This is a genomic window from Aeromonas genomosp. paramedia (assembly GCF_023093515.1).
In the GTDB taxonomy this organism is placed as follows: domain Bacteria; phylum Pseudomonadota; class Gammaproteobacteria; order Enterobacterales; family Aeromonadaceae; genus Aeromonas.
In genome coordinates, this window is sequence record NZ_JAAROG010000018.1 from 101,236 (window position 1) to 124,201 (window position 22,966).

Here is a 22,966-nt window from a genome sequence, read left to right on the forward strand (position 1 = left end):
GCGCAGACTCGGGCGCCAACACCACAAACGGAATCATGACAGAGATGGAAAAGAAAATACTGCTGACCGATTGCCCCGACGCCAAGGGACTCATCGCCAAGATCACCAACATCTGCTACAAGCACCAGCTCAACATCAACAAGAACGACGAGTTCGTGGATCACGAGAACGGTCGCTTCTTCATGCGTACCGAGCTGGAGGGTCGCTTCAACGACGAAACCCTGCTGGCGGATCTCGACGATGCCCTGCCGGCGGGCGCCCAGCGCCGTCTGGTCAAGGCGGGCAAGAAGCGCATCGTCATCCTGGTCACCAAGGAGACCCACTGCCTCGGCGACATCCTGATGAAGAACTACGCCGGCGCGCTGGACATGGACATAGTGGCGGTGATCGGCAACTACAACACGCTCGCAGAATTGACGGGCAAGTTCGACATCCCCTTCCATGCCGTGAGCCACGAGGATCTCAGCCGCACCGAGCATGAAGAGCAGGTACGCACCCTCATCGACGGCTACCAGCCGGATTACGTGATCCTGGCCAAGTACATGCGGGTGCTGACCCCGAGCTTCGTGGAGGCCTATCCGCGCAAGCTCATCAACATCCATCACTCCTTCCTGCCCGCCTTCATCGGTGCCCGCCCCTATCGTCAGGCCTTCGATCGCGGAGTCAAGCTGATCGGTGCCACCGCCCACTTCGTCACCGACGATCTGGATGAAGGCCCCATCATAGAGCAGGACGTGATCCACGTGGGCCATACCTTCAGCGCCGACGACATGGCCAAGGCGGGACGGGATGTGGAGAAATCCGTGCTGAGCCGGGCCCTGGAGCTGGTGCTGAACGAACGGGTCTTCGTCTACGGCAACAAGACGGTGGTGTTCAAGTAACCCAGCCCGTCGTTCGACGCCCAGCAAAAAGGCTCCCGAGGGAGCCTTTTTCGTCTGCCTGCGCTTATTGAGGCAGGGGCAGACCGTTGATGGTGACCACTCCCTTGTCGAGCTTGAGCTCGGCATTGAGGTGCGCCGGCTCCGCCTTCAGATAACCCAGGGCCGTGAACTGGGCCAGCATGGGCGCCAGCTGCGGCACTGCCTTGCCCAGCTGGTCGCCGAGACTGGCATTGAGCAGCCCGGACAGGGCCTGCATCCCCTCCTCGCTTCCCATCAGCTGTGCCAGGGTCGTTGGCGCCAGCTTGGCCTCCCCTTTCAGGCTGACGGGCTCGCCGTTGAGCTGGGCGCTGAGATCGGTCAGCTCCAGCGTGGCACCCCGTTGCAGCATCTTGTCCAGCGCTTCCTGGATAGCCGCCTCGTCCACCCGCTGGCTGCTGGCCTCCTGCAGGGTCTGATAGCCCTCCAGATCCAGCCCCTTGAGCGCCAGATCCAGACTTCCCTGGGTCAGCGCCAGGCTGTCGCTCTCGTTCTCCAGATTGAGGGTCGCCACCTTCATCTGATAACGGCTGGAGAGGGTCTGGGCATCGTCCCCCGCCAGCTGGGTGTTGGTGCTGACCCCCTGCAACGAGAGCTTGACGCTCTCCGGCAGTTGCAAGGAGAGGGCGGACAGCGTCATCTCGCTGTTAGGAGAGAGCCAGATGCCGCTGATCTCGGCCATGTCGGCGCTGCCCTTGAGATCCGCCAGGGCCAGATCCATCTTGCTCTGCGCATCGTGGACCGTCATGCCCAGCCACTGGAAGACCAGGTGGCCATTGCCATCGAGATCCCCGCGATAATCCCCGCTCAGTGGCAGGAAGCTGAACTCGTTGAGCCCCTCCTTGACCTTGAAGTCGCTGGCCCAGAAACGGGAGCTGTTGCTCATGGTCCAGAGGCTGCTGGCCGACTCCAGGCCAAGCTGCCATTGCTGCATGCCGAGGGCGGTGAAGACCGGGGCAAGGGTCCCCGCCGAGGTGTCGAGCAGCATGTTGCTCTTGATATAGAGCGGCAGCAGGCGGCTGTTGACGCGCAGTTGCAGCTCTATGGGGTCGCTTCCCGCCATCTGGGGATCGAAACTCGCCAGCGTCTCCTGTGTCACCACCACCTTGAGCACCCCATCACGGGTGAACAGGTTCTCGCTGGTGGGCAACCAGGTGATCTCGACGCCGCTCTCCTGCTTGGCCCTCACGATCTGCTCCCCCAGGATGCGATCGAAGGCATTGCCCGTGTACCAGCAGGCGCCCAGCCCACCCACCACCAATGCCGCTCCGGCAGCCATGGCCACTGTCTTTTTCATCTGCTCTCTTACTCCTGATTTTTCTATGGCGGGTGCCTAGGCGCACTCTACGGGGAGTATGGGAACACAAGCAAGCCAGATCCCGGCTCATTCCCCATTCTCGACTGTCACAGCAAGGGGCTGAACAGGTAGAAGATGTTCTCCAGCAATTTTTTGTACCAGGGGCGGGCCCGCCACTGGGTCAGCGACATGGGGGTCGCCTCCAGCATGTAGCCCTGCACCAGCTGATTCATCTCGGCGACAAACACCGGGTTGTCGATGAGCAGGGTGATCTCGAAATTGAGCCAGAGGCTGCGTCTGTCGAGATTGACCGTGCCCACCAGGGCGAAGTCGTCGTCCACCAGCACGCTCTTGGTGTGCAGCAGACCGGCATCATAGCGGTAGATTTCGACCCCGGCCGCCAGCAGATCCTCCATGAAGGAGTTGCTCGCGTGGTTGGCCATCAGGGAGTCGTTGCGCGCCGGCAGCACCAGCTGCACCAGCACGCCCCGCGCCGCCGCCGAGGAGAGCGCCGCCGCCAGGGGGTCGTCCGGTACGAAATAGGGGGTGGTCAGCACCAGGTGGTGGCGCGCCTGATAGATGGCCAGCAACAGGCTCTGCTGGATGCAGTCACCGCCGACGAAGGGGCCGGAGGGAATGAGCTGGGCCCGATAGTTGGTTTGCGGCCAGGCCTCGGGTTCGTGCTGCAGGCTGTCGAGCAGCCGCTCGCCGGTCTCCATCTCCCAGTCCCAGACGAAGGTGGACCACATCAGGGGCACCACGGGCCCCTGCACCCGGATCATGATGTCGACCCACTGACCGACACCGGCATCCTGCTTGAAGAAGCGGGGATCCACCATGTTCATGGAGCCGGTGTAACCGACCCTGTCATCTATCACCACCAGCTTGCGGTGCATGCGCAAGTCCTGGCGCTGGAACGGAATGCGCCAGGCCCCCACCGGCAGCACCTCCACCACCTTGACCCCGGCCGCGCGCAGCGACTTAGGCCATGGGGAGCGGAAGAAGGTCTTGCTGCCGACGGAATCGAGCAACACGCGACAATCCACGCCGCGCGCCGCCACCTCGACAAGGGCCTCGCACACCGCGTCCACGTCCCCACCGGGATGCCAGATGTAGAACTCCAGATAGCAGGACTGGGAGGAGCCGCGGATGTCGCGCACTATCTCCTGAATGATGGTGTCGGGCTTGTGCAGCAGCGTCATCCGGTTGCCCGAGAGCATGGGCATGGCCAGCCGCCCCTGGATCAGATCATGGAGCGGGCGCGCCTTGCTGCCCACCTCGCAGCAGTGCTGGGGAAAGAGGCGGGCGAGCTGGCGGATCCAGATGGCATAAGGGCGATACATGGCCTGGGCGCGTTCGGCCCGCTTGCGGCCGAGCCGTATCTCCCCAAACAGCACATAGAAGCCGACCCCGGCGAAGGGGATGGCATAGATGAGCGCCAGCCAGGCGAGGGAGACACCGATGGGGCGCCGCTTCATCACCACTCGCAGGGAGATCCCCGCCACTATCACGGTGTGAAACAACAGCAACAGCCAGCCAAGAAAGCGGGAGAACAGCAACTGAATGTCGTATTCCAGACCGTCGAGCAAGACGACTCCTTGGTGTAATGGACAAAGGGCATGGGCAGATCCCGCAGGGCCACAATGGTATGCTGTGGGACAAACCCATTCTATCAGGTCGTTAGCATGATCCTGCAATCTATGCTGCTGAGTCTGGCCATGCTAGGTCAAGGCTCATATGACATCAATGAGCAACAGATAAACCAGTACCTGCAATCCCAGGTGCAAGTCGACAAACAGCTGGAGTTGCCCGGCATCATCAAGGCCCATGTCCAGCTCGAGCAGAGCGATGTCCAGATCGGTCGCCAGAGTCCGGATACCGCCAGGGTCTTTGGCAAGGGGAAACTGAAGATCTCCCTGCCGGACCAGACCCAGTACGACGCGCTGCTGAACATGACCTATGAGGCAAGGCCGCGCTACGACAAGGCCCAGAGCGCGCTCTTCCTCGATAACATGAAGCTGATTGACTACAAGCTGGAGCCGGCGGCGGCGGAGCAGAAGTTCGGTTTCATGCTGAGGATGCTGCTGCAGAGCATGGAGAAACGGCTGGAGACCCAGCCCGTCTACAAGCTCGACGACAAGGATCCCAACCAGGCCTGGCTCAAGGAGAATCTGCTGGGGCTGGAGCTGTCACCGGGCAAGATCCGCCTGCTGACCAAGCCGAAGGATCAGTTGTAGACAGGGGCCGTCGCCTGACGCACCAGCAGCTCGATCTGGTAACCCTGTTCGCGCTGCTGGTGATAGAGGGTATGAAGCGGTCCGTCGAGTTCATGCAGGGGAAGGTGGGCAAAGCCCGCCTTGAGGTAGAAGGGTTTCTCGAAGGGCAAGGCGTGGCAGATCACGGGTTTGTCCAGCAGATCGCTGCAGGCATGCTGCAGCAGCCGGGACCCCAGCCCCAGTGACTGGTAGTGCGGCAACAGCCGGAAACCGCACAGGTGGTAATAGTCCTGTTCGTCGCGCAGGCGCACGGCCCCCACCAGCCAATGGGCATCCCGTACCACGAAGATCCGCTCGGCCAGATCCGGTACATAGTGGGAAAACGTCGTCTCGTAATAGTCCCTGATCAGGGAAAGATCCGCATCACAGTACTCTTCGAATCTGAGCTCCATCGCCCGCCTGCTTATCATACCCATTTCGCCCTGGCCACCTGGCCCTCTCTTGCCCTATCAACCGGCCCCACGAAGAGATCAGACCAGAGTGGAGCAACAGCAAGATAACACGCCTTTAACTTACAAAAAAGCCAATAGCCAGCTGGGGAGTTGCGGCGCCATCCACTGCCCCTTGCGGGGCGGCGTCATCCACCTCGGGGGCTATTGGCGCCCTCTGCCCGGGCTTTTCTTGCGACTCGTCGCCGGGGCCCTTGTTCTGCCTCGCCCCGGATGCTTTACTCAACGTGGCTAACAAGGCTTAAGGAGCAAGCCGTTGAAAGCATGGATGTTGCTGGGAGCCATTTCGCTGTTCCCCCTCAGTGCCTGGAGTCAGACGCCGCCACCGGCCGAGGTGGTGGTCCTGACATCCGAGTCGATCCCGTCACCCAGGGTGGCAGAGCCCGCACCACCCCCCGCCGCGCGCCAGATCCAGGTCTACAAGTCGGTGCAAAAGAACGGTGTGGTGCGCTATTCCGACATGATGCCGGAGCAGGGGCATTACGAGTTGCTGCTGTTCAACGACTGCTACGCCTGCGATCCCGCCTCCAGGGTCAACTGGCGCACCACCGGCCTCTTCCTCTACGACTATGCCAGCACCATCACGGCGGCGGCCAAGACCTATCAGGTGGAGCCCGCCCTCATCCGGGCGCTGATCCACGCCGAATCCGCCTTCAACCCCCTGGCGGTCTCTCGCAAGGGGGCCATGGGGCTGACCCAGCTGATGCCGGCAACCGCCCGCGAGCTGGGGGTCGGCAATGCCCTGCTGGCGGAGCAGAACATCTTCGGCGGGGTGAAGTATCTGGCGGGCCTGCTCAAGCAGTATGACGGCAACGTTGCCCTGGCCACGGCCGCCTACAACGCCGGGGCCGGTGCGGTGCAAAAACACGGTGGCATACCGCCTTATGCAGAAACCCGGGCCTATGTGGCACGGGTCAAGCTGTTGCACCAGCGCTATAAAGAGATGCTGAGCGCCCGTGGGTTATAAGCCCCTCCTTTCTCTTTAGAAAACAGATAAAACCGGAGTCATCCCGGTTTCGCTGCCCTCCAGAAACAAAAAAACACGCCCTCAGGCGTGTCGATACCACACGTAGTTCAGTAACAGCTCACTCTTTGGTGGCGATCACGCGATAGGCCAATGCCCCCAGAATGGCACCGACGATGGGAGCGACCCAGAACAGCCAGAGCTGGCTGACGGCCCAGTCACCCACAAAGAGCGCCACACCCGTACTGCGCGCCGGGTTCACCGAGGTGTTGGTCACCGGAATGCTGATGAGGTGGATAAGGGTCAGGCACAGACCGATGGCGATGGGGGCAAAGCCCGCAGGTGCACGGCTGTCGGTGGCACCCATGATGACGAACAGGAAGAAGCCGGTCATCACCACTTCACACACCAGTGCCGCCAGCAGGCTGTAGCCGCCCGGTGAGTGCTCACCATAACCGTTGGAGGCAAAGCCGGCGCTCACGTCAAACCCGGCCTGGCCGCTGGCGATCACATAGAGCACGCCGCCCGCCGCAATCCCACCAAGGACTTGAGCCACTATGTAAGGCACGACGCCCGATGCCGGGAAACGGCCACCAGCCCACAGACCCAGGGTCACGGCCGGGTTCAGGTGACAACCAGAGATGTGACCTATGGCGAAGGCCATGGTCAGCACGGTCAGACCGAACGCCAGGGCCACACCCAGCAGGCCTATCCCCACATTCGGGAAAGCGGCAGCCAGCACGGCACTGCCACAGCCCCCCAGCACCAGCCAGAAGGTGCCCATAAATTCAGCTGCAAATGGTTTCACTCTCATATCTCCCGATGATGACTAGAACAGGAGCCTGAAAAAGGCTCATACGGACACTGCTATTCAACAGGCGCCATATTATGGGAGTGTGGTGGCATAAGACGAAGCTGGCTTATTTTACGCAGAATGTGTGACGTACATCACAAGTTATTGATTCGGTAGGGGCTTCCTCTCCCGCGCCGTCCCCACTTCTCATCAGAGTCCCCCCTGACCGTGCGACAGGTTGTGACCCAATCAGCGCTTTTGAGAACAGCACGCCTGGCAACAGGGTGGTGCCAGGCGCTATGGGCGTCCTCCCAGAGCCCGTCAGGGATCAGCGGTAACGGCCACGCACCGAGCCGGTGGCACGTCCCGCCATCTTGATGAGGCTCTGGCGGGTGTGGAAGTGACAGAGCGCCACCCCGAGGGCATCCGCCGCATCCGCCTGGGGAGTGGCAGAGAGCTTGAGCAGATGGGTCACCATGTGCTGCACCTGCTCCTTGGCGGCGCCGCCCGTGCCCACCACCGCCTGCTTGATCTGGGTCGCCGAGTATTCGCTCACCGGCAGCAGGGCATTGACCGCCGCGACGATGGCGCTGCCCCGCGCCTGACCTAGCTTCAGCGCCGAGTCGGCGTTGCGGGCCATAAAGACCCGCTCGATGGCGAACTCGTCCGGCTTGAACTGGGTGATGATCTCGCTCACCCCGTCATACACCTGCTTGAGCCGTGACGGCAGCTCGCCCAGGTCGGTGCGGATGCAGCCCGAGCCCAGGTACTCCGCCTTGCCGGAGACGATGCGGATGACGCCGTAGCCGGTGATCCGCGAACCGGGGTCTATGCCCAGAATAATGCTCATGAAGGGATCACCTTGTCCGCCGCGACCGGGCGCTCATCACGGGCCCGTGGCAGGCCAGGCGCCATTTGCGAAACGTTGCTCATCACACTCTGTTGCTCTGCAGGTCTTTCATGGGCGCCAAGATAGCAAACAAGCGCCCCCTTGGCTCGCGCGGCGGCGCCCTCCCCTGTCAACCGCACAGGGATGCGTCATCTTGTACAGTACTCTGGTTGTTTTCTCGCCCCTGCAGTCCATCGGCGGCCCATGGGAAGGGCGAGCCGGGCTCACTCCCCCGCCAGCTCAACCAGTCGCTCCGCCAGCCTGTGGCTGTGCAGATAGCTCTCGATAAGTCCCCCATCGGCCCTGCCCGTTTCAATTTGCTGATACCAGTGGGCCAGCATGGCGACAAAACCCCGGCTTGCCAGCACCGGTTGCCAATCGTCGGGGGCCAGGGTCTGCACCACCTTGTCTTTGGCCAGGGTGCCCCGGGTGCAGTTCTCAATATGCAGGGAGAGGTTGTCGCCATAGGCGTCGATGCGCTCCTCGGTGAGACCGGCGCTGCGGTTCATACTGCCGCTCACGGCGCAGTCGCCGCTCTGCCAGGCGACGCTTACCCCGGCCAGCAACTCGGGCTGCTGGGCACTTCGCCGCAGCACCGCGTGCAGATCTCCGCTCGGGGCGCCGCCATAGCAGCAGAGGCTGTCGAGTACATGGATAAAGTCGTCGAACAGAAACTGGCGCGGCATACCCGGCAGGGAGTGCCTGTGCTTTTGCCAGTTAAGCTCGGTAAGCGGCTGATTATCTGCAAGCGGCTGCGCTCGGGCGGCGGCCATGGCAGGCAGATAGCGACGGTTGAAGCCCACAAACAGCGGGCAATCCTGCGCCAGGGCGAGGTCGGCAAGCGCCTCCACTTCGGCTGCGTTGTCACAGAGTGGCTTGTCGACAAAGGTGGGGATGCCGGCGCGCAGACACTGCTCCGCCAGTTTGCCATGCACGGCGGTGGCGGCGTGGATCATCACGGCGTCCGGGCGGCTCCCTAGCAGCGCATCCACCTCGGTAAAGCACTCGGCAATGCGGTACTGGCGGGCCAGCTTATTCAATACCGCAGGATTGCGGGTACAGAGCAGCGGGGTGATCCGCTCGTCGCTCGCGAGCAGCGGCAGATAGGCCTTCTGGGCGATATCACCGAGGCCAATCAGGGCAATGCGCATGGGAACTCCTTGTCATGAGTGCGATGGCACAGGGTAACATCCGGCGCTTTCTATTCGAGCTCTTTCGAGAGCCCCTTGGCCTGCTCTCTGGCATCCAGCCATTTGCCCACTCTGGCCCCCAACTCGGAACAGAGCATGGCGCTGACCGCAGCCCAGAGCAGTTGGTTGAAATCAAAGTTCGCCTGCTTCTCAAACAGCAGGGGCACCATGAGGTTGAAGGCAATAATCCCGATCACCAGCCCGAGCCCGCTGCCCATCTTCTCTCTTCTGGATCTGACCTTAACCGCCATTTATCTCTCCCAATGCAGATAAGCCTGCTGAAGTGTTCGTGAAGGATTTACAAGAGAGGAAAACATACAGCCGCTCCCTTTATCGATATTATCCGGCAGCACAAGATATCAACGCCGCCACGGTTCGACATCCCTTCTCGATAATTAATTCACCAACTGCGATCAATGCCATGTTTTATCCTGTTGATGCATATTTTTTCGCCGACGCATCGCGATAATGACGCCAGATGCCATCGCCCCTTCCCCGTCTTGCCATGCCGCGATCCAATACGGCACAACGGCAGATCTCCCCCTCGGAGGCAGCCTGACAACCACTCGCCTCCCGTTATCACCGAGAAAGAAACAGCTTGGTAACATAATTTAAAAAACGATGTTTTTCTGATGGTTGCATCACTTTTACGCTCGCTTGATCAGCCTCGTTTGGCTTATCATTGCCACTCGATACCTATTCAACGGCCTGGGCGATTGCCTCAGCTGACAAATAGGGCAAACAGGAAGCCGTTATTTACGAGAATTAGAGCATCGTGGTTGATATTCAAAAAACTCACCACTAATGCCTTTCATGTCAATAATCGTCGATTATTTTACCGCGTATTGAGAGATCACTTTCTCTGCGCATTTTTTTGCATGCCTGAATCTCGGCATTAAATAAGAATGGCAAGGAATAGCTATGGATAAATCGTTTCGTCTTGCGCCCCTCAGCTGTGTATTGATTGCTGCCGTTGGTTGCAGCTCTCAGCAGATGCAGAGTTTCAAATCGACGGTCAATGACATCGGCAAAGATTATGGTATGCCCGTGCTCTGTGGCGCAGGCATGATCGCAGGTGGGGCAGCGGGTTACGCTCTTAACGGGGAAAAAGGGGCCGTCGCAGGGCTAGCCATTGGCGGCGTATTGGGCTGTGCAGCAGGCTATGTGTGGCAATCCCGGCTGCAAGAGCTTGACCGTATCGCGAAGGAAGAGAATCTCAAGATCACCACCGAGCAGCTGACCCTTGCCGAGCCCGCGGTTGCGACCAATGTGCCTCAGAATGCGGGTCTGGTTGCCCAGATACCCGATTCGGGCATGTTCGCCATTGGTTCTGACCAACTGACGGAAAGCGGTCAACGGGTGGTGACCAAACTGGCTCAGGTGTATGCCAATCCCCCTGCCGCCACCCAAGCCGAGGCATCCACTGAGCGTCAAGAGCGCCGCATTCTCCTGGTAGGTCATAGCGATGCGACCGGCCCTGCAGAATTCAACCTGAAACTCTCCGAGCAACGGGCAAGGGCTGTCGGCAAGGTTCTGGTAAAAGCGGGGATCCCGGCCACTTCCATTTATTACCAAGGAGCGGGCTCTTCGCGCCCCATCGCAGACAACAGTGACCCCTTGCTGCGCGGTCAGAATCGCCGGGTCGAGATCGTTGAACTCGCGAACGAGCAGGCTCTGGTGATGCGGGCCCAGTCCGAAGAGGGCAACACCAGATATCTGCGTTATGGCACTTCCGATGCAGCCAAGCCTCGTGTGGCTGCGGCCACACCAGCCGCGCAGTCCGCAAGCAGTGCAAGCAAGGTGGCTGCCACGTCGAAAACTACCCCTCGTCAAGCCACGGCCAAACAGAGCGTACCTGACACCAACACAGTCAAGACTTCGCCCAACGCCAAGGCTGCGGTGGATTTCGGCGGCAAGCCTGCCGACACCTATCAGTGGAACATGGCCCAGAACATCAAGCCCAAGGCGAGCGGCTTTGCGCTGATCAGCAGCGCCTACGCGAGCGACATGCCGATGTCGAGCTGTGAGGCGGATAAGCCGCGCAGTGCGGGCCAGGTGCTGAGCATGGCAGACGACAAGCCCCTCGCACGCCATGCCACCAAGGAGTACATGCCCGGCTACAACAATCGCGTCTGGGCCAATACCGTCAACGGCCACCTGGTGACCGTCTCTCCGGTTTCCATCCTGCGGGATAGCGCCAAGGTCGATCGCCAGCCGATCCTGCAAGTTGTTCAGGGATACCAATCCTCAAGCAAGAAGAAGGCCCAAACCCTCAAGGCGGTGGCCAACACCTACGAGGGCGAGAGTGAAGTGCTTTACCGCGTCTTCACCAGCGATCCCAAGGCGCCCGTCTCCTGCATGGATCTCGTGTTCAGTAAAGGCAACGCCAAGGTCAGCCAGGGAGCTCTGTTCTATCCGGCAGGTTCCGAGGCTTATGTGGCTTCCTACATGCCCATTCCCGCCACCCATTCCAAATAAGAAAACGGAGAAACTTAGTGGAAGACTTTTCTTTAGCAGCGCTCAAAGCGCTGATCCTCGCCAACCAGATGCTGACCGTTGGCATTATTTCATTCCTCATCAGCGCCGTTGTGGTGTGGCGGCATTGGGAGAATGTCTCCTACTTCCTGATCCGGGTATGGCACAGCCTGCCTCTGATTGGCACTGTGGCTCGCCTCGCGCGCAAGCCCGCCTCGGTCGATGGTGATGGCTGGATCAACCATGAAGTCACCCTGTCGAATGTGTACTACCGCGAGTACAAGAAACACCTGAAAGGGCCGGATGCCTACAATGCCTCCCTCGACTACCTGGCCAAGGCAGGAGAGGCAGGTCGCTCCCCGCGTCCGGCGTGGGTACTTGCCCTGGTGCTGGTGCTGGTGCTGGTCGAGGCAATGGGGTTTGCCTACGTGCTCGCAGGCTGGATGAACATGGATGCGTCAACCAATGACCGCCATCTGCTGACGGCAGGTACGGCACTGCTGCTCGCAGTCGCCTCGGCGTTCTTCGCCGAAGTGGCCGGTCACTCCCTGCATCACAACAGCCTGATCGCCCGCGCCCGCCACTGGTGGCAAGGGGAAGAGCCTTCCAAACGCTCTCGTACCCTCAAGGCAAACAAGGCCATCAATCTGGAAGACTCCTTCTCGGACTCTGACAAACCCGACTATGAACAGCTGCTGGCACGGCTGAAAGATGTGAACTCGGGGGTTACCCGCAAGTTTGTCTGGCTGATTGTCTGCGCTGTATTTGTCAGCTGCATGGCCGTTGGTGCCTTCGTGGTCCGTTCAGCCACCCTCGACAGCATAGAGACCGAGATGGTGAACAGCATGCGCGCAGAGGCGACGGCACAGAGCGACAGCAGCATGGCGTCCCCCTTTGATCTGCCGGAGGAGTCCCAGGCAATCAACAGCGAGGCGGAAGAGGCCACCATCGATGACAAGATGCAGGCCATCCGTGAGGCCAGCCTGACCACCTACGTCATGCTGTCGCTCATCTACATCGCCATCCAGGGGATCAGCATCTGGCTTGCCAGCAAATACTACTTTGCCGGTACTCACTCACAGACTGCCTGGCGTCTGACTCACGAATACGCGACCGCCGAGGAGATGCTGGACGCCATGGACCAGCAACGCACCGCCATTGCCAGTCATGCCGATGACAAGCTCCGCCGCTTGCAGACCCTGCTGTCGAGCCGTGACCACACCAACTCAGGTGTGCTGGGTGCGCTGGAAGGGGAAAAGTCCGCCCATCGTAACTTCCTGGCCTTTATCGAGTACAAGGCGGACACTGTGCCACCCAAGCCCACCCCTCAGGCTACGCCTCAGGCAGCACAGACTGCGCAAGTCGAGCCGACGCCTGCCGTGCAACCAGCCGTTGCTCAGGCAGAGACGGCGCTCCCGCCCACCACAGATGCCACCGGCCAGGCCGGCACTGTCGTCAAGGCCGCCGATTTCCATGATGTCACTGGCCTGCCCGAAGAGAGCCTGGCCGCGGCCAGCCGCGCACTGGGGGTGGACGAAGCGCAGTTGCGCGATATCCGTGAACAGCAGATGGCCCTCAAGACCCTGGGCCTCTTCCCCACCAAGCAGAGTGTCTAACCGTGAAGATCACCCAGGTATTACTACTGGCGTTGGCGCTGCCTTGCGCAGCATTGGCCGCCGACCGTAACGACATACAGAGCTGCTATGAGCGCAATGGCCTGACCGACATCAAGCCCGCGGGCACGGGCCGCGAGCTGGTGGTCATCATCGACCAGACCATTCCGATGCCCGAGGATCTGCAACGCAGCAGCTGGGGGCAGATCGAACGGTTCGTGCAGGCCGGTGATCGCGTCAAGCTCTATACCTTCTCCGCCTTCCTGCCAGGCGAATACCTTCGCCTGGCCTACGCGGGGCAACTGGATATGCCGCTGAACGGAGAGATCCGGGACGATGTCAACATGCGCAAATTGCGCAGTCTGGACACCTGCCTGGCGACACAGACGAAAGTCTTTCGTAACGGCTTTGGCAAACAGTTCGTGAAAGCACTGCGTGATGCCCGCCAAGACATCCCCAAGAGCGAGATCATGAACTCGCTGCGAAAGGTGGGCGAGGATATGAAGGCCGAGCAAGGCGTCAACGATCGGGTCGTGTTCCTTATTTCGGACATGCTGGAACACTCCGATTACACCAGCTTCTATGCCACCAACAAGATCAAGCAGCTCAATGTCGGTGACGAGCTCAAGCAGGCCAAGAGCAAGGGGCTGTTTGCCGATCTGCAAGGCGCTCGCGTCTATGTCACGGGGGCCGGACTGGTGACCGACGCGGTGAAACACGCCTATCGTTCCGGCAAGACCATGGATGCCCTCGGTGACTTCTGGTCACAGTACTTCGAGCACTCCCATGCCAGTCTGGTGAACTTCGGTGCCCCCAGCCTGAGCACGGATCTGCAATAAGAGGACATTCAAGGTGAGCCTCGCGGCTCCCATCCTATGACACAAGGGCGACCAACTGGTCGCCCTTGTTATTTCCATCGCTGCCCAATCAGGGATATCGGCGCGCCAGCCGCCTGGCATCAGGTTTGATCATGTGAGCAAGAGGTGGGTATCCCGCATTTGTCGGCTCTCGGAAAAGATCCGCAAGGGACGTCGTCATCCACCCCCTTCCCCATAGGCCAAATACGATAGCCAACCACACCAGCTTGCCCGCCTTTATCGCACCGGTTTAAGCATATTGATGACGCAGTTCAAAAAACGATGATTTTCTGATGGTTACCTCCGTTTTGTGCTCGCTGGCCCAGCTTCGTTTGGCCTACCATAGCCATCCAGAACCTGTTGAGCTGCGATGGGTCACTGCCCTCGCTGGTCAATGGAGCATATTGGAAGCTGTAATCCATGGGCGGTAGCCTGGGATTTGGTGGCGTTACGCCCCATACAGAAAGATGGGTGTCCTAGATTTTCTTACTAGATTTTCTTACTTCCAGATTTCTTCTGAGCTTTCGAAGTTCAACATCTTCGATGTCAAAGGATGCCCCCCTGTTTTTTCCTTATTATTCTTTGCTGCTGGCATTTTCAAAATGATCGAGTGGTTGGTATTTTTATGACAATAGGCAATGAAATTGAAAAACTTCGTAATGGTGAATTGGTTCTACATTGTGTCCAAGTAGAAATATTTCAGCGAATAGAGAATGGATTAAAAATGTCGGGGCACGGCACTATTAAAATCAACAGTGTCGGAACAATCTACATGGAGTTCATTTGCACTATAAGTGAGAATATACCAAATGCATTTTTAATGAAAAGCTGCCTAAAGATCCATTAGATAATGGGCAAACGCTATATCTTCGCGCTCAGACAATAGGTGGATTCATCTATGAATCAGATGGTTTTTCAATTCAAGTAAATTTTAACTCATCACATCCACCAGCTCATCACTACATCTTTTTATCATTTATTTATTCCTATTCCACTACTGAACCATGTGAGCCAGCAGACAATAACTACTTGTACTTTGAATTCTCAGAAAATTTCAACATACCAGCAAACAAATCTAATTCCGTGGTGTCTAGTCTAGGCAGTGAGTCACACAGTTGGAACCAGACAGTACTAGATATGGAAGGTTACTCAATATCAATGGTTAAAAAGGCTGGTTACACAGAAGTTCTGTGTTACTGGATCCTTTGAACCTGAAGTACTACTGTTGTGTTTGAAATTTTATATCGGGTTTTCAAGCGCATCTATGCCTCAGTTTGTTTATATACAAAAACGCGAGGGAACAAATAAACAAGAAACTATATCCAGTGTAGATAACACCCAAAAGCACCAACGCGCTTCTAGCCCGATGGTAGCGAATGTTGTTGGTGAAAACTCTATTTATCATTATATGCTTTTCAACCAAATATTATATCTACATAAAAATAATCATAAGCATTTTGAAAGTATTTACTCACAGTGGGAGAGAGTGTGGTTCTCATTTCAATCAAAAAATAGCATTATGATGCTTACTTTGTCGGTAGCTATCGAAGGGCTTTTAAACGATATTTACATTCCGGCATTCAAGACTAGCGAGGAAAATGTAGAGTTAGCTTATGAAATAGCAGAAATAAAGCAGCAGATTAAAACTCTCCATTTGACCGAAATCCAACGTGGCAGGCTTCTGAGCAACGTGAGCTACTGGAAAGCCATTACAGCGGCTACAGCTTTAGAAAAATTGATTGTTCAAGGTGTAATTACGAAGGAGGATAAAAGGTTATGGCAAGAACTTCGTAATGAAAGTGCTCACCCCAAGGTTAGAGAAAATAATCTAGCTAATGAAAGGCTAGAGCATGAAAAAGTTTCATCTTGCTTGAATTTATTCCACAAACTAGTTTTGAATACATTGGCATTTTCTGGACCGATTGCCATCTTACAAGCAGGTAAAGAGCCATCCTATATAAAACTAATACATACAGAAGTATTAAATAAATAAAACTAAAAAAGGCGACCATTCGGTCGCCTTTTTCATTTCTATCGCTTTACAGTCAGGAAAACTCACCGAGCCGGTCGCTTGGCACCACTCCCTTTGGCTGCAGGCTTGCCGCCCTGAGCGGCGGGTTTGGCGCCCGGCTTGGCAGAGCCAGCGCGGGTCGGGGTTTTCCCCTTGTGGGCGGGTTTGCCGGCCGGTTTGCTCTGACCAGCACTCTTGCCTTCGCCCTGTGCGGCCGGTTTGCCATTAGCCGCCCCTTTCTGCAGCTGGGAACCCACCGGCTTGCCATTGCCCGCCTTGCCGCCATTTCTGCTGGCTGCCGGGGCATTGGCTGTACCAGCCTCGCTGCGGGCGGCCTTGTTGCCGGCCCCGTTGTTGCGCTGATGGGTGATGGCACTGTGGCGGGTCAAGGCGGGTTTCAAGCCCTTGTTGCGGCTGCGCTCGGCCTTGGCCTCGCCGCGCCCTTCCGGCGGCACCAGGCAGTCGGGGCCGTTGCCGATCAGGTGGCCCTTGCCCATCTCCAGCAGGGCTTCGCGGATCATGGGCCAGCCGGCCGGATCGTGGTAGCGCAGCAGCGCCTTGTGCAGGCGACGGCGACGCTCCCCCTTCACCACGAACACGTCCCCGCCCTGGCGACTCACCTTGTTGAGGGGGTTTTTCTCGGTGTAATACATGGTGGTGGCGTTGGCCAGCGGCGACGGGTAGAAGTTCTGCACCTGATCGAGCTTGAAGCGGTTGGTCTTGACCCAGAGCGCCATATTCACCATATCTTCGTCGGTCGTCCCCGGGTGGGCCGAGATGAAGTAGGGGATCAGGTACTGCTGCTTGCCCGCCTCCTTGGAATACTTGTCGAACAGCTCCTTGAAGCTGTAGTAGCTGCCCATGCCCGGCTTCATCATCTTGGAGAGGGGGCCCTCCTCGGTGTGCTCGGGCGCGATCTTGAGGTAGCCGCCGACGTGGTACTTGGCCAGCTCCTTGATGTAGCGCGGATCTTCCACCGCGATGTCGTAGCGCACCCCGGAGGCGATCAGTATCTTCTTGATCCCCTTCACATCCCGCGCCTTGCGGTAGAGGTTGATGGTCGGGCTGTGGTCGGTGTCCATGTGCGGGCAGATGGTGGGCCAGACGCAGGAGGCACGGCGACAGGTCTGCTCGGCCTTGGGGCTCTTGCAGCGTAAGCGGTACATGTTGGCGGTGGGACCGCCCAGATCCGAGATGACGCCGGTAAAGCCCGGCACCTTGTCGCGGATCTCTTCGATTTCCTTGATGATCGACTCTTCCGAGCGGCTCTGGATGATGCGCCCCTCGTGCTCTGTGATGGAGCAGAAGGAGCAGCCGCCGAAGCAGCCGCGCATGATGTTGACCGAGGTCTTGATCATCTCGTAGGCCGGGATCTTCTCGTTGCCATAGGCCGGGTGCGGCACCCGCTGATAGGGCAGGCCGAACACGCCGTCCATCTCGTCGGTTTCCAGCGGGAAGGCGGGCGGGTTGACCCAGATGATGCGATCGCCGTGGGCCTGGGAGAGCGCACGGGCGCAGCCGGGGTTGGTCTCGTGATGCAGGATGCGGGACGCATGGGCGTAGAGCACCTTGTCTTCCTTCACCCGCTCGAACGCCGGCAGCTTGACGTAAGTCTTCTCCCAGGGTTTCTGCTTGGGCGGCTGCACCAGGATGGGCTTGGCCTCCTGCTCCACCGGCGCCGTGCCTTCATCGTCCGAGCAAGGCGCCCCTTCCATATAGGGGTTCATGATGGGATCGATGCGGCCAATCTGGTCGAGCTTGCTCGAATCCACCCCGCGCCAGCCCGGCAGCGGCTCACGGCGGATGACGGCGGTGCCGCGAATGTCCTGCATGGTCTCCATGGTCTCGCCACCCGCGATGCGGTGCGCCACCTCGATAAGCGGCCGCTCGGCGTTGCCGTAGATGAGGATGTCGGCCTTGGCGTCCAGCAGGATGGAGCGGCGTATGGTCTCGGACCAGTAGTCGTAGTGGGCGATACGGCGAAGCGACGCCTCTATGCCGCCGATGACCACAGGCACCTCTTTATAGGCCTCCTTGCAGCGCTGGGTATAGACCAGAGTGGCTCTGTCCGGCCGCTTGCCGCCCACGTCGCCCGGGGTGTAGGCGTCATCGTGGCGCAGCTTCTTGTCGGAGGTGTAGCGGTTGATCATGGAGTCCATGTTGCCCGCGGTCACCCCGTAGAAGAGGTTCGGCTTGCCCAGGCGCATGAAGTCATCCTTGGATGACCAGTCTGGCTGGGCGATGATGCCGACCCGAAAGCCCTGGGACTCCAGCATGCGGCCGATGACCGCCATGCCGAAGCTCGGGTGATCCACGTAGGCGTCGCCGGTGACCAGCACTATGTCGCAGCTGTCCCAGCCGAGCTTGTCCATCTCCGCTCTGGACATGGGCAGGAAGGGCGCCGTGCCGTAGCACTCGGCCCAGTAGCGGGGATAGGAGAAGAGAGGGGTAACCGGCTGCATTTTGAACACCTGGAACAATTCGGGTCGCGCATTATACCGGCAGAGCAGAGCGGGGGCGATGGCTTTTTGCCCCCATAGAACAAGGGGAGAAGAGACCGCCCTCAGAGAGAGAAGCGGGCCGGCATGAACCTGTGGTGGTGGCGCAGCAGCAACTGATAGCCGCCGAGCAGGCACCAGATGCAGGCTGGCGCCAGGAAGACGGGGTGAGTGGCGAGGCGCAGCATCAGCACCCCCAGCAGGATGAGGGCGAAGGGGCGGCTCTCGTAGAGCCAGTGCGGCCAGGCCTGTCGCCGCGTCTGGCGCGACTTGTCTGGCCTGCGATGGGCACTGCGCCTGAACCAGACGAGCGAACCGGCCAGATAGAGGGCCAGCCCGGCCAGCAGCAACGCAGGCTGCCCGGCAAGGCTCAACAGCAGCAAGCCGCTGCCCAGATAGAGGAAAGGCAGCGGCTCGTAGATAGCGGATGGCAGCATGGAAGATGACCCCTGTAGGAACTGGTCATATGCTAACCAGCCCGGCCTCGGCTGCCATCCTCTTTTGCATCCCGCCCCCCGGATGGGGGGACGGATCAGGCCGCCGGCTTGTCCCGGCTCTCGGGGGCTGTCTCTACACCCGGGGGGTTCCCCTCGGCCAGCGCCTCGTCCACCAGCCGATCCCGCGCCCCCGTCATCCCCGCCCGTCTGGCGATCAGGTGATAGATGGCGGGCACTATCAGCAGGGTGACCAGGGTTGCCAAGGAGAGCCCGAAGAAGACCACGGTGCCCACAGCCATCCGGCTCTCATACCCCGCCCCCATGGAGACCATCAGCGGCACGGCGCCTATGATGGCGGTCAGGGAGGTCATCAGGATGGGCCGCAGACGGCGCACCGAGGCGGCTATGATGGCCTCCTCGAAGGATTCCCCCCGCTGGCGCAGCTGGTTGATGAACTCCACGATGAGGATGCCGTTCTTGGTCACCATGCCGATCAGCATGATCATCCCTATCTGGCTGTAGATGCTGAGCTCTTGCCCCGTCAGCCAGAGGCCGAGCAGGCCGCCGAAGATGCCGAGTGGCACTGTCACCATCACCACGGTCGGGGTCAGCAGGCTCTCGAACTGGGCCACCAGCACCAGATAGACCACCAGCAGGGCGAGGCCGAACACCATCACCATCTCCCCCTGATTGTCGCGATAATCCTTGGACTCACCGGCGTAATCCACCGTCATGCCGCTCGGCAGATGCTCCCCTGCCCAGCCATCGAGGAAGTCGAGCGCCTCCCCCAGGGTGTGGCCTGGGGCCACGTCCGCGGTGAGGGCAATGGCCTTCTGGCGCTGGTAGTGGTTGAGCCGCTGCGGGCTCGCCACCTGGGTGACGGTGGCCAGGGTGGAGAGGCTCACCATCTCGCCATTGGCGGCCTTGAGATAGATACGGCTGACGTCCGAGATGCCGTTGAACTGGGTCTGGTTGGCCCTCAGGTAGACGTCATACTCCTCCCCCCTGTCCACATAGGTGGTCTGGCTGACGCCGCCGAGCAGGGCCTGAAGCGAGCTGGCCACGGTGGAGACAGGAATGCCGAGCTGGCTGGCCCGCTCCCGCTCTATGGTCACCTGCAGCTCAGGGGTCTTCTCGGCGTAGTCGAGATCCGGGGTCAGCATCAGCCCGCTCTGGCCGGCGGCCTGTTGCAGCGCCAGCCCCTGCTGATAGAGCTCCCCATAGTCGGAGCCCTGCAGCACGAACTGCACGGCGGCGGTGGAGCCGCCCCTGAATCCGGGCTGGAAGGTGCGGATCATCACATCCGGAATGCCGGCCAGCCGCCCGCTCAAGCTGCGGCCAAACTCGGTGGCGGTCTCGTCCCGCACCGCCCAGTCGGTGAGCTGGATGATGACCATGCCGGTCTGATCGCCGCCGCGCCCGAAGGCCGGGGTGCTGAAACTCATGGCCTGCACCACCCCCTTGCCGAGCAGCGGCATGATGGCGGCCTCCACCTGCTGCATGTTGCGCTTCATCCGCTCTATGCTGGTGCCTTCGGCCCCTTTCACGAACACATAGATGACACCCCGATCTTCGGTGGGAGTCAGGCTCGCGGGCAACTTGCCAAACAGGGCGCCGATGCCGCCGAGGCAGAGCAGCAGCACCAGCGGCATCCAGACGGATCGGCGCAGCACGGCGCCCAGCAGGCGGCGATAGAGTACCTCCACCCGGCCGAGTCCCCGATCCAGCGCCGCCGTCATGGCATTGGGCTTGTCGACTGTACGCATCAGCCAGGAGCCCATGGCCGGGGTCAGGGTGAGCGCCACCAGGGAGGAGAAGAGCACCGCGAGCGATAGCAGGATCGCAAACTCGGTAAAGAGCCGCCCCACCATGCCCTCCATGAAGGCGATGGGCACGAACACCATCACCAGCACGGCCGTGGTGGCCACCACGGCAAAGCCCACCTCCCGGGTGCCGTGCCAGGCCGCCATCAGGGGGGATTCCCCTCGCTGCAGGTGGTGGTGGATGTTCTCCACCACCACGATTGCGTCGTCCACCACCAGGCCGATGGCGAGAATGAGCGCCAGCAGGGTGATGAGGTTGATGGAGAAACCGAGATACCAGGCGCCGATGAAGGCCGAAATGAGCGACACCGGCACCGTGATGGCAGGAATGAGCGTGGTGCGCCCCTGCCCGAGGAAGAGGTAGAGCACGGCCACCACCAGCACGGCGCTGATGGCCAGCGTCTCGTACACCTCGTCGATGGCCTGCTTGATGAAGACGGTGGAGTCGTAGTCCACCTCCAGGGTGGCGCCTTCCGGCAGGAAGCGCTGCATCTCTGTCATCTTGCGCTCTATGCCCTGGGCCACCGCCAGGGGGTTGGCGGTGGATTGCGCGACTATGCCTATCCCCAGGCTCTCGCGGCCGTTGCGCTGATAGGCGCTGTCTTCGTTCTTGGCCCCCACCTCCACGTCGGCGATGTCCGCCAGGTAGATGCTCTGGCCATTGACGGCCGTCTTGACCGGCAGGGCGCGAAAATCCTCGGCGCTGTGGTAGAGGCGGGCGATCTGCACCGCCATTGTCATGCTGTTGTTGCGGATCTCCCCCCCGGGCAGCTCTATGTTCTCCCGCTTGAGGGCATCCTGCACGTCGGCCACCGTGATGCCGCGGGCCGCCATGTCGGCGGGGCGCAGCCTCACATACATCACCTGGGTCAGATCGCCGGAGAGTTGCACCTCGCTCACCCCGTCCACCAGGCTCAAGGGATCCACCAGCATGCGATTGGCGTAGTCGGTCATGGCGGTGCGGTCCATCTGGGTGCTGCTGAAGTTGAGCCAGATCGCCACGTCACCGTTGCCGTTGTCCTTGGTCACCATGGGCTCGTCCGCCTCGTCCGGCAGCTTGGGTCTGGCCCGGGAGATGGCGTCACGCACATCCGAGGTCCCCTCCAGCATGTTCCAGCCGAGCTTGAACTCCACCGTGATGGAGGATCGTCCCTTGCGGGTCACCGAGTTGATGTTCTTGATGCCGCTGATGCCGGAGAGCTGATCCTCGATGGGCTTGGTGACCTGACTCTCCATCACCTCGGGGGCCGCCCCCTCATAGGTGGTGGTGATGGAGACGGACGGCGTCTGCACGTCCGGCATCTCCCGCACCGTCAGCTTGGCGAAGGCCACCAGGCCGAATACGGTGAGCAGGGCACTGATGACCACCGCCACCAGGGGGCGGCGCACTGAGATATCGGAGAGCCACATCAGCCTTTTACCTCGGTCAGGTCGCGGACCAGGGCACCGTCACGCAGGTTGACCAGCCCCTCCACCGCGATGCGATCGCCGACGTTCAGCCCCTTGATGACCCACACTTCCTCGCCATGGGTATCGCCAAGCTCCACCGGAATGCGTTTCACCCGGCCGTCCGCCTCCAGGCGGTAGACGAAGCGAAGCTCCCCCGCATACTCCACCGACTGGGCGGGGATCAGGGTCATCTTCTGGGCGGGCAGAGAGAGATCTACATTCATCAGCATGCCGGGCCTCAGCTGGCCGTCCGGGTTGGGAAGGATGACCCGCGCCTTGATGTTCTGGGTATCGTTGGAAACGCGGCTGTCGAGGGTTTCCAGCACGCCGGAGAAGGATTGATCCGGCCAGGCCGAGCTGGTGGCCGTCACCGTCATGCCGGGTTTGAGGAGGGAGAGGTAGCGCTCCGGCACCGCCAGATCGAGCCGCAATCTGGCCAGCTCGTCCAGGTGGAGCAGCACGTCGCCGCTGTTGACCAGGGCCCCTTCGCTGAGATCGATCAGGCTGACGGTGCCGTCGAAGGGGGCCGCCAGGGTACGCAATGACAGCTCATAGCGCGCCGCGTCGACCCGGGCCTGGGCCTGGGCCACGGTCGCCTCCTGCCCTTCCAGCTCAGAGGTGGTGATGGCACCGCGCGCCACCAGTCGGCGCATGTCCCGCAGCTTGCGGCTCTCGTCGCGCACGCTGGCGCTCTGCTCGGCGAGTTCGGCCTGCTGCTTGCCCGCATCCAGGGCGATCAGGGTCTCCCCCTGCTTGACCCGCTGACCGGAGCGCACCGCAATCCTGACGATGCGTCCCGTGACCTCGGGGCTGACCACCACGGAGCGATTGGCCGCCAGCTTGCTGACCAGCTTGATGGAAGGCTCCGCCAGGCTCTGCCTGACCGTTTCCGCCCTGATGTTGACCTGTCTGGGCTCGGGCTTGCTGACCGGTTTGGCCTGCCGGAGAGCCCAGGTGCCGGCCCCCAGCAGCAGGAGAAGAGGAACAAGCCACAGCCATACGCGCATTTTCATCAAACAATCCATGCA

18 protein-coding genes are annotated in these 22,966 nt (G+C 60.2%); 7 read left to right on the forward strand and 11 right to left on the reverse strand.

Annotated features, from left to right (window positions below; all coding sequences use genetic code 11):
* The first annotated feature begins 44 nt into the window (after positions 1 to 44).
* Positions 45 to 881, forward strand: coding sequence for a formyltetrahydrofolate deformylase (gene purU / locus HB860_RS13595; protein WP_247627002.1), 837 nt, complete (start codon positions 45 to 47; stop codon positions 879 to 881).
* A 64-nt stretch (positions 882 to 945) separates the two neighbouring features.
* Here the strand turns inward: purU and HB860_RS13600 are convergent, their stop codons facing one another.
* Together HB860_RS13600 and cls are read right to left on the reverse strand one after the other, a co-directional pair.
* Entirely contained in the window at positions 946 to 2,214 is a 1,269-nt protein-coding gene (locus tag HB860_RS13600; protein WP_247627003.1) for a DUF945 family protein, read from the reverse strand.
* Between the two features lie 107 nt (positions 2,215 to 2,321).
* On the reverse strand, positions 2,322 to 3,803 hold the full coding sequence (gene cls / locus HB860_RS13605) for a cardiolipin synthase (protein WP_139438243.1): 1,482 nt from the start codon (positions 3,801 to 3,803) through the stop codon (positions 2,322 to 2,324).
* Between the two features lie 96 nt (positions 3,804 to 3,899).
* Here cls and HB860_RS13610 point away from each other — a divergent pair, with 96 nt between their 5' ends.
* Positions 3,900 to 4,451 (forward strand): DUF1439 domain-containing protein, encoded by a 552-nt coding sequence (locus HB860_RS13610; RefSeq protein WP_161507403.1) that lies wholly within the window; start codon positions 3,900 to 3,902, stop codon positions 4,449 to 4,451.
* Here HB860_RS13610 and HB860_RS13615 read toward each other — a convergent pair.
* Positions 4,442 to 4,882, reverse strand: a complete 441-nt coding sequence (locus HB860_RS13615; protein ID WP_226989643.1) for a GNAT family N-acetyltransferase — start codon at positions 4,880 to 4,882, stop codon at positions 4,442 to 4,444. The two genes, HB860_RS13610 and HB860_RS13615, sit on opposite strands and share 10 nt — an antisense overlap.
* Before the next feature lie 325 nt (positions 4,883 to 5,207).
* Between HB860_RS13615 and HB860_RS13620 the strand changes: the two genes are divergently transcribed.
* Positions 5,208 to 5,906 carry a lytic transglycosylase domain-containing protein gene (locus HB860_RS13620; protein ID WP_139438319.1) on the forward strand — a complete coding sequence of 233 codons (699 nt, stop codon included), beginning with the start codon at positions 5,208 to 5,210 and terminating at the stop codon, positions 5,904 to 5,906.
* A 118-nt stretch (positions 5,907 to 6,024) separates the two neighbouring features.
* On the opposite strand, the gene aqpZ is transcribed toward HB860_RS13620, so the two are convergent.
* The 4 genes from aqpZ to HB860_RS13640 all read right to left on the reverse strand — a co-directional run bounded on the left by aqpZ (position 6,025) and on the right by HB860_RS13640 (position 9,026).
* Complete coding sequence (aqpZ, locus tag HB860_RS13625) at positions 6,025 to 6,711, reverse strand: aquaporin Z (RefSeq protein ID WP_025327805.1); 687 nt, start codon at positions 6,709 to 6,711, stop codon at positions 6,025 to 6,027.
* A 313-nt stretch (positions 6,712 to 7,024) separates the two neighbouring features.
* Positions 7,025 to 7,546 (reverse strand): crossover junction endodeoxyribonuclease RuvC, encoded by a 522-nt coding sequence (gene ruvC / locus HB860_RS13630; RefSeq protein WP_139438236.1) that lies wholly within the window; start codon positions 7,544 to 7,546, stop codon positions 7,025 to 7,027.
* A gap of 263 nt (positions 7,547 to 7,809) precedes the next feature.
* Positions 7,810 to 8,736: a Gfo/Idh/MocA family protein gene (locus HB860_RS13635; protein ID WP_247627004.1), complete on the reverse strand. Its 927-nt coding sequence runs from the start codon at positions 8,734 to 8,736 to the stop codon at positions 7,810 to 7,812.
* 50 nt (positions 8,737 to 8,786) lie between these two features.
* Entirely contained in the window at positions 8,787 to 9,026 is a 240-nt protein-coding gene (locus HB860_RS13640) for a hypothetical protein (protein ID WP_247627005.1), read from the reverse strand.
* A gap of 670 nt (positions 9,027 to 9,696) precedes the next feature.
* Between HB860_RS13640 and HB860_RS13645 the strand changes: the two genes are divergently transcribed.
* The 4 genes from HB860_RS13645 to HB860_RS13660 all read left to right on the forward strand — a co-directional run bounded on the left by HB860_RS13645 (position 9,697) and on the right by HB860_RS13660 (position 15,713).
* Positions 9,697 to 11,253 carry an OmpA family protein gene (locus tag HB860_RS13645; protein WP_247627006.1) on the forward strand — a complete coding sequence of 519 codons (1,557 nt, stop codon included), beginning with the start codon at positions 9,697 to 9,699 and terminating at the stop codon, positions 11,251 to 11,253.
* A 17-nt stretch (positions 11,254 to 11,270) separates the two neighbouring features.
* Positions 11,271 to 12,866 (forward strand): hypothetical protein, encoded by a 1,596-nt coding sequence (locus HB860_RS13650; RefSeq protein ID WP_247627007.1) that lies wholly within the window; start codon positions 11,271 to 11,273, stop codon positions 12,864 to 12,866.
* Positions 12,867 to 12,868: 2 nt separating this feature from the next.
* Positions 12,869 to 13,702 (forward strand): hypothetical protein, encoded by an 834-nt coding sequence (locus HB860_RS13655; RefSeq protein WP_247627008.1) that lies wholly within the window; start codon positions 12,869 to 12,871, stop codon positions 13,700 to 13,702.
* Between the two features lie 1,282 nt (positions 13,703 to 14,984).
* The gene (locus HB860_RS13660; protein WP_247627009.1) at positions 14,985 to 15,713 is read left to right on the forward strand and encodes a hypothetical protein; all 729 of its coding nucleotides are present in this window, start codon (positions 14,985 to 14,987) and stop codon (positions 15,711 to 15,713) included.
* A 62-nt stretch (positions 15,714 to 15,775) separates the two neighbouring features.
* Here the strand turns inward: HB860_RS13660 and HB860_RS13665 are convergent, their stop codons facing one another.
* The 4 genes from HB860_RS13665 to HB860_RS13680 form a co-directional block, all read right to left on the reverse strand.
* Positions 15,776 to 18,193: a YgiQ family radical SAM protein gene (locus HB860_RS13665; RefSeq protein ID WP_247627010.1), complete on the reverse strand. Its 2,418-nt coding sequence runs from the start codon at positions 18,191 to 18,193 to the stop codon at positions 15,776 to 15,778.
* A gap of 101 nt (positions 18,194 to 18,294) precedes the next feature.
* Positions 18,295 to 18,666, reverse strand: a complete 372-nt coding sequence (locus HB860_RS13670; protein ID WP_139438225.1) for a hypothetical protein — start codon at positions 18,664 to 18,666, stop codon at positions 18,295 to 18,297.
* 95 nt (positions 18,667 to 18,761) lie between these two features.
* The gene (locus tag HB860_RS13675) at positions 18,762 to 21,899 is read right to left on the reverse strand and encodes an efflux RND transporter permease subunit (RefSeq protein ID WP_247627011.1); all 3,138 of its coding nucleotides are present in this window, start codon (positions 21,897 to 21,899) and stop codon (positions 18,762 to 18,764) included.
* Positions 21,899 to 22,951, reverse strand: coding sequence for an efflux RND transporter periplasmic adaptor subunit (locus HB860_RS13680; protein ID WP_162852240.1), 1,053 nt, complete (start codon positions 22,949 to 22,951; stop codon positions 21,899 to 21,901). Before HB860_RS13680 ends, HB860_RS13675 begins: the two co-directional genes overlap by 1 nt.
* Positions 22,952 to 22,966 lie beyond the last annotated feature (15 nt).